Origin of the sequence: uncultured Granulicatella sp. (assembly GCF_938030755.1) — a bacterium.
GTDB lineage: Bacteria > Bacillota > Bacilli > Lactobacillales > Aerococcaceae > Granulicatella.
Window position 1 is genome coordinate 73,830 of record NZ_CALHIF010000022.1, and the last position, 7,424, is coordinate 81,253.

Sequence of the window (7,424 nt, forward strand, 5' to 3'; positions counted from 1 at the left end):
AGTAAGATGATTTGTTTAATTAAACTAAAAGATACGATATACGACATTTCACAGGAAAGACCCTACCGTGTAGGTGCTTTTATGAATGATGATATTGTCATCAAAAATCCTTATGCGGATAAACTAACCGTCAAGAATGGACTAGTGACGTATAATCATGAAACGTATTCTTACGGGAAGCATGCAATTTCTTTGAGTGATGACGTACATGCAGAATTATTTGTGTTTGAATACACGTTACAAACATTAATGACGAACGTGCCTATTACGATTGGACCAGAGGCTATTCATACAGTTCGAATCGAGGAAAGTGATGAGTTATTAATCCGACAAATCCCTACTGGATATGAAATTGTAACTTCAAAACCTATCTTCTTAAATGGGCAAAAAGTGAACGCGTCCATTCATATGAGTGAAGGAGACAGTGTATTTTCATCAAGTGGGTATTTTGTCAAAATGGATGGACAACGTGTTCTCATAGCTAGTATTCATCCTATTGAATCAGAATTAATACAATTGGACTTTGAAGAGAACGGGGAAGATAAATTCAGTGATTTCCACCGTTCCCCTCGTTTCATTTTACGTGAGCCAGATGATGTGGTGAGCATCTTAGCGCCTCCAACTGAGGATAATATGCAGAAGCAATCGCTATTAAAATTAATTATCATGCCACTTGCGATGATTGGGCTAACGGTCGCAACGCATTTTCTTACAGGAAATGGCGGTATGATGATTATGATGATGGGGATGTCGGTGATTACTTTAATCACCTCGGTCCATAGTTTCTTCTCAGATAAAAAACAAAATAAACGTCTGAAAGCTAAAAAGATGGAAAACTATAAAGCGTATTTGAATGAGAAATATAAAGAGCTTTATGATTTATCTAAAGAGCAGGAAGAAGCGTTGAATTATCATTATCCAAGTATGGAGAAGGTCATGGAAATGGCCAAAAATACTGATAGACGTCTCTATGAAAAGACACCTCATCACTTTGATTTTCTAACGTACCGTCTAGGGACAGGAAGGATCATTCCTAGCTTTAAAATCGATTATAAGAAATCTGAGTTAACAGAATATAATGAAGCCATCAGTGAACAAGTAACGGAATTAGTGGCTCATTATCAATTCTTAGAAAATCTACCCATTACTAATGATTTATTATCAGCTCCTACAGGGTATATCGGTTCGCGTCGAACAGTCATTGAGCAAGTGCAACAAGCGATGATGCAATTAGCTACTTTCCATAGTTACCATGATGTGCAATTTGTTCCAGTGTTTCGTGAAGAAGAACTTCCGCTATGGGAATGGAGTCGTTGGTTACCGCATATGAAACTCCAACAGTTTAATTGCCGTAGTTTTGTATACCATCAACGTAGTCGTGATCAATTGTTAACGTCTCTCTATCAAATGATCAAAGAACGCAAACAAGCGGCTGAACAGGCAGGAACTAATAAGCAACTCACATTTACTCCTCATTACGTATTTGTGATTACGGATTTATCTCTAATGCTAGACCATAATATTATGGAGTTTATTAATGAAGATTTATCACACCTTGGAATTAGCTATCTTTTTGTAGAAGATGTGATTGAAAGCCTACCAGAACATGTAAAAACGGTTGTGGATTTCAAAGGAAATCGTCAAGGAACATTACGCCTGCATAATGGCGAATATATGGATAAACCGTTTGTGACGTTTGAGAAGTTATCCACTGAAGCCAAAGAACAATTCGCAAGAGACTTGGCTCAAGTGACGCATGTTCAAACATTACGAAACGCGATTCCAGATAGTGTCACATTCTTAGAAATGTATGGTGTAGATTCTGTAGAAGCATTAGATATGAACTATCGTTGGGCAACGAATGATACGTATCAAACAATGGCGGTACCATTAGGGCTACGTGGCCGTGATGAATTATTAATGTTGAATTTACATGAAAAAGCGCATGGACCTCACGGACTAATGGCAGGGACAACAGGATCAGGGAAATCTGAAACCTTACAGTCGTATATTGCTTCATTAGCGGTGAATTTCCATCCATATGAAGTGGCATTTCTCTTGATTGACTACAAAGGTGGAGGGATGGCGAACCTATTTGCAGACTTACCGCACTTAGTTGGGGCTATTACCAACTTAGATGTAGCGCAAGCCAATCGTGCCTTAGTGTCTATTCAAGCAGAATTGAAGAAACGTCAACGATTATTTGCAGAATATGATGTAAACCATATTAATCAGTACATGAAATTATTTAAAGAGGGTGTAGCCACTGAGCCAATGCCTCATTTATTCTTGATTTCGGATGAGTTTGCAGAATTGAAAACGAACCAACCGGACTTCATGAAAGAGTTAGTATCCGCTGCACGTATCGGACGTTCGCTCGGAATTCACTTGATTTTAGCAACTCAAAAACCAAGCGGCGTAGTGGATGATCAAATCTGGTCTAACTCGAAATTTAAGATTGCGTTGAAAGTACAAGATGTAGCCGATTCGCGTGAAATTATTAAAACGCCAGATGCTGCAGAAATTACACAAACGGGTCGTGGATACCTGCAAGTTGGGAATAATGAAATCTATGAATTATTCCAAAGTGCTTGGAGTGGAGCCGATTATGAACCAGAAGCGGTACGTTCTACACATCGAGATACGACAGTGTATGCCATTAAAGATAATGGCCAGTATGAAGCAATCAATAAAGACTTAAGTGGATTAGATGATAGCGGCAATCAGAAACGATTGCCAACGCAACTGGATGCGGTCGTTCAAGAAGCGAAGCGTGTATTCGAATCGCTTCACCTTCCAAAAGTCGCAAGTCCGTGGCTTCCACCGTTAAAAGAGAGAATAGCGGCGGAAGATATCCAAGATATTCAATTTAAACATTATTGGGGAGCCGATAAACACCCTGAGTTTTTATTGGGATATCAAGATATTCCTGAACAACAAGCGCAATTACCGCTGACAGTTGACTTCAACGATTGTGGCCATATTCTGGTTGTTGGAAGTCCAGGTTATGGGAAATCTACCTTTATTCAAAATGCATTGATTGATGTAATGCGTAAAACAACGCCAGAGCAATCGCATATATATTTATATGACTTTGGAACGAGTGGATTAATTTCTTTAGTAGATTTTCCACATGTGGCGGACTACTTTACAGCAGATGATAATGAGAAAGTGATGAAGTCATTACGACGTCTTCAAAAAGAAGTGAAGGTAAGAAAGGCCGCTCTTAGTGAGGCGCGTTCAAGTAATATGCAACAATACAACAGAGACGCCGCAACACCATTCCCTTCACTATTTATTGCAATCGATAGTTTTGACGGAGTGTGTGATGCTACTTTCAGCGAAGCGTTTAACGAAACCGTTAATATTCTAGCGCGTGAGGGGGCCTCTCTAGGAATCTATCTCATCACAACGATGTCTCGTTTCAATGCTATGCGTGTACAATTACAAGCAAACTTTAAAACAAAAATTGCGCTTTACTTATTCGAACAGAGCGATGTTACAAGTATTGTTGGTCGTACAGACCAAGTGCTTTTGGATATCCGTGGACGCGGATTAATGAAGCAAGACACAGTCGTTTCATTCCAAGTGTGTGTGCCGTATGCTGTGGAAGATAATTCATCAATGATTCAGCAAGTGAAAGCAGAAGCACAAGAAATGTCACATTATTGGACAGGTGCATTACCACAACCAATTCCAATGTTGCCAGAAGTGGTGACACCGGAAATGGTGGAAGCTCAAGTAGACCGATCAGAACGAAACCATCAAGTATTACTCGGGTTAACGAGAGAAATGGTCGAAGTGGCTGCATTTACATTAGATAAAGCCATCTCGTTAGTCAGTGATAATGTTCGAAGTGTTACTCAGTTCTACAAAGTATTAGCTTACCAATTGCAACAATATACGACTCCTGTTCAAGTTGTGATTGTGGATCCATTAGGGTTAGTACCATTAGATCAATTTAAAGAAGCGCATCGTTTCAGCGATACACTGAGTGCTAAAGAGGGAATGAATATCATCTTAGACAACTTGAAGGAACGGATGACGCAACCTGGTGAGTATACTCAATCACTCATTATCATTCCAGACATCCAAATCCTTGGACAAAGTCTCAACATTACAGAAAATCAGTTTAAAGAGCTTCTGTTAGAAGGACCTAAGTATGGCATTACGCCAGTATTTGTGGGGAACTATAAAGACCTAATGACGAATTACTCAACGCTTGTAACCTTACACAGACAATTGACAACGCAGGTGTTCATGGGAATGCGTATCAGCGACCAAGAATATGTTCGCTTCCCGTATATCTCAAACGAAAAATCTCCACGTCCAAACGAAGGTTATATTGTTGATGCAGAAGGTTATGAATTTGTACAATTAATGAGTATAGAAGAATAAAGGAGGCGGAAGGATGAAGAAGATATTTATATTCATAGCTATAGTGATAGGTATCTTTGCAGTAGTACAGTGCTCAAGACCAACAATCACGAAGGAACAACAGAATAATGTTGTGACTAGAATTGCGCGGAGATATGATATTAGTGAAGTTGAATTTCTGCGGTTTACAAAAAACTGGAGTACAGGCAGCTATATTTTACAACTAAAACTAGATGATGATGATTCAAAAGAGGTAACGATGATAATAGAAGATAAGAAAGAGTTGGATAGTGTGGACTTGGAGTTAGTTCTGAATCCGATTGGAGAATATGATGATATTGAAAGAGCTGAAAAAATTACGGGAGATATATCTATATCTAATATTAAAATAAAATATCTAGGAGAGTAGATAATGTTAACTGAAGAACAAAACAGATATGTTTCTGACCAAGTATACTTATTGGATTCTTCCAGGGCAGATAAAGATAAAAGGTTAATTGAAAATAAAATACTAAGTTTTGAGGATAAAAAACCATATCTAGGTAGTTTTCAAGTCTTAAAAGTCGAAGACAACCAAGAAAATGGGATGCAAGCGATGGCGGTTGCTCCCATTGGGGCTGATGGGCAACCAGATTATTCTCAAATTATCATCACATATGCGGGGACTAACTTTGATGATAATAGAGACAGAGCAACTGATATACAGATGATAGGCTATGGTAATACCGATCGGATGGCTTATGTAGACTCAAATAATAGAGGCAAAGTAGTTGAATCGCAAGCAGTCTCTGCTCTTCGTTTTGCAGAAGAAATTCGTAAACAATTTCGTAATTCACAAATTACTACAACAGGGCATTCGTTAGGAGAATCTCTTGCAATGTTTGTTGCATTGAAAAATGGATGGGACAATATGGGTTCTCATGGTCCGGATATTCATAATATGATAACTCCTGAAGAACTCGCGTATATGAGAGCTCATCCTGAACAATTTAAGAATTATCGAGGTAATTATGATTATATCGGTGGGATTACGGGGAATGCAACGGTTACTGGGATACATCTGGACTATGGATTTGATTTATATACACATAATTTAACGTATTTGCAATTCGATCAGTTTCAACGGATTATTTATGGTAATGGAGATGTTGTCTGGGGGACTGTAAAGAAAGATATTGATATAGATGGAGATGGAACGGTTGATTTTCATGTTAAAGGAATTGATCCTAAACCAAGGGATTTACTAAGCGCGGATGAAAACTGGATTAGTAGCGGAGATAAGATTCAAGTAAATCCAGGAATATTACGTTCTCTTCAATCTAACCTAGAAAAAAGGATAGTTGATTTATCTTATATTCAGAAAATTCTTAAAGCAAGTTCCAAAAAGAATCATCAGATTAGTGAGAGCTTCGATAAACGGAAAGAAAAAGTTACAGAATCTATTAAGAATGTTTTTAAAGAAGCAGGATTAGCATCCGTATTATTTAAACTCCAGGATAGCGTGGGCGTGATTATGAAAAATCACGGAGTGTTAGAAGAGGGAATGACTTACTCAGAATTAGAGATGTATCATTTTAATTCCAGACAAACACCAATACTTAATGATGGAGATTTGAATGTCACTGTCTGCAATACGCAATTAGCGACGTTGAGATATGCTTGTGACCCTTTAGTTGAGAGAGTTAATAAAGAGAAAACGTGGACTATAAGTTCGTTTTTAAACGGAGGAACTCCTACCCTTTTAAAATCTTGGGAAGTTATTGAGGAAGAGACCCAAACTTTATTAAAGAAGAGTGATGAGTTATTTGAAGGTGAAGGCTTGAGAGAAGGGAAAAAGGATGGAATAAGTGAGTCATTGGCAACTGTATTGGAAGTGATTATGCGAAATACTGATGAATTGGCTCATTGTATTTTTAATATTACAGAATTAATCGGCGGGATTGCTGATAATTTTGAGCAGGTGGATTCATGGTTGGGAGAACAACTGTCAGAAGGGAAATATTCGCTTCCGTTCATTAAAGGAACTCTTCCTTTAAACTATCAAGCGTATTTAAATAGAGATGGGATATTTGATGATGTTAAGGATGTTCTTCAAGCCTTTGATCGACAAGTTGAAAAACGTAGTTCAGAATATGCAAAAACAGTTTCAGAAGTCTATCAACAATCATTGAAAAAATTTGATGAAGGACTTCGAGATTTTCTTTCTTTTAAAGATGATTTAGAACGGGCTGTTTCAGATATTACTAGTAATTTTGAATTAAGTATTTATGTAAAAGAAGAACAGATTACTTATGAAATTGTTAATGGTAAGAACACCGAGAAAAAAACATATCCTGTAACATATTGGGGCAAATTGAAATACCTATATCCATACAAAACACGGGAGAATATAAATCAATTACAAACAATTATTATTCCGGCAATCAGTAGGGTTGAAAATGTTATTTGGCAAATTCGAGATGTTAAAAATTCGTTGGCTCTTCTTGAACCTCAATTGAAACCAATTATTGAAGAGGGTGTTTACCGTGCCTTTGATTTGGATGAGATTGTGAAAGGTCAGAAGCTGGTGGCTGCTATTGCGAATCGACTTGGGCAAGAGTTAAATCATGTGATTCAAGTGATGGAGGCAGAGGGGATGCAAGCTAGTGCAATTTCTACATTGAAAGCGAAACTATCCCAAACACATCAACTGATTAGATACTACGTACGATTTGTGAATGACTGTTTCGGAGATAATGAATATAGTGAATACGTAGCCTCAAGCGCGGGTCCAAATACCGAAGCGACTTTTACTTTAAATTAGCAAAACTAATTACAAGGAAGGAATTAAGCGATATGTTTAATTCCTTCTTTTTTTATTTATCAAGAGCTGATTAGAACCGTAACGATAGTTTTTTATTGGTTTTGGAATTAACCAAAAAATGCAAATGTATCATTTTTGATACATTCGATTTTTTAGTTCTATATTATAAACTTTTCTACAGTATATAAAAGATCCCGAAATTCACTTTGAAGTGCACCCTGTCAAGTAGACAGGAAAATAATTA

Annotated in this window: 3 protein-coding genes; all 3 read left to right on the plus strand. The window is 37.5% G+C overall.

Translation table 11 applies throughout. The features are described from left to right. Positions 1-6: 6 nt before the first annotated feature. Genes essC through Q0594_RS02615 form a run of 3 tightly spaced genes read left to right on the plus strand, consistent with a single transcriptional unit; the run spans position 7 to position 7,180 of the window. Complete coding sequence (gene essC / locus Q0594_RS02605) at positions 7-4,398, plus strand: type VII secretion protein EssC (protein ID WP_298729465.1); 4,392 nt, start codon at positions 7-9, stop codon at positions 4,396-4,398. Between the two features lie 13 nt (positions 4,399-4,411). Beyond that, the gene (locus Q0594_RS02610) at positions 4,412-4,786 is read left to right on the plus strand and encodes a hypothetical protein (RefSeq protein WP_298729466.1); all 375 of its coding nucleotides are present in this window, start codon (positions 4,412-4,414) and stop codon (positions 4,784-4,786) included. A gap of 3 nt (positions 4,787-4,789) precedes the next feature. Beyond that, on the plus strand, positions 4,790-7,180 hold the full coding sequence (locus tag Q0594_RS02615; RefSeq protein WP_298729467.1) for a hypothetical protein: 2,391 nt from the start codon (positions 4,790-4,792) through the stop codon (positions 7,178-7,180). Positions 7,181-7,424: the final 244 nt, after the last annotated feature.